Annotated in this window: 1 protein-coding gene; it reads right to left on the bottom strand. The window is 61.4% G+C overall.

Features of this window, described 5'->3' with window-relative positions; all coding sequences use genetic code 11:
* Positions 1-896 (bottom strand): hypothetical protein (locus GY725_01780; protein ID MCP4002903.1); only part of this gene is annotated, 896 nt, incomplete at its 3' end.
* Positions 897-935 lie beyond the last annotated feature (39 nt).

The raw sequence follows: 935 nt of genomic DNA, 5'->3' as shown, positions 1-935 counted from the left end.
GCAAGCGCGCCAACGTCGAATCCGTCTTCGTCGGAGCGCAACTGGTATACACGCTCCCCGTTAGACTTCACGAAGTACGACGCAGCGAACGGTTTGCCCTTCGCGAGTTCGCCGACGATCTCTGAGAAGAGACACGTTGCGTTCACCACCGGCACGACATGACCGAGTAACTCCGTGTCCTCGGCGTGCCGCACGTGCTGCTCGATGACCTGCTGTTGGTAGCGCAAGATCGCACGACCCTGCTGCTCGTGGACCGCGATAGGAATGTCCGCGTCGATGATATCCCGTAGCGCATCGACCGTTAGACCGTAGCTGCGGAGCGATGCGTTGATCGCTCTCGACGCCCCTAGCTTCCAGCGCCACAGGTCGCGGTCCTCGATGTAGAGAACCCACCACGGTGGTTTCACGTCAGGGTTCCAGTAGTCCCACGCCATCCGAGCCCCGCTGCGGTCCATGTCGAATATGCAATCCGGCAACCCGCGCAACTCTTCCTCGGCAGTCTTGTGGTGATCGAGACACAGGAACGAGGCCGATTCCTCGATCAAGCACTCGGTCAACTCACGCTTGAACGAAAAGTCCACGATCACAACATGCTCACCCTTCAGCCCATCGGGCGGCGGGTCTCCGTACTGCATCGGGATCAGCTTCGCCCCGGGGTTGTCTTGTAGGGCGATCAACGCCGCGGCACTGCCATCCATGCAACTCTCGTGATACAGAATATTCATCACTTCCCCCTCCACTCCACGCCCACTGCGAGCTGCAAGTCGTTCCACGAAGCCGACGCCCCACGCTCCCCAACGCACCGCGCGTTCAGCGGCGACTTGAACCGATAGCACACCGGCTCCTCCCACCGCGTCGAACTGCGCCTCAAGTCGATACCAACGACCGGCACCCACCGCTGCCCCTCGCGCCACGACACCGAACCGTAGACGGTC

The sequence above is a fragment of the bacterium genome (genome assembly GCA_024226335.1).
Classification (GTDB): domain Bacteria; phylum Myxococcota_A; class UBA9160; order SZUA-336; family SZUA-336; genus JAAELY01.
Note: the sequence above shows the minus strand (reverse complement) of the source record. Positions and strands in the feature narration are given on the sequence as shown.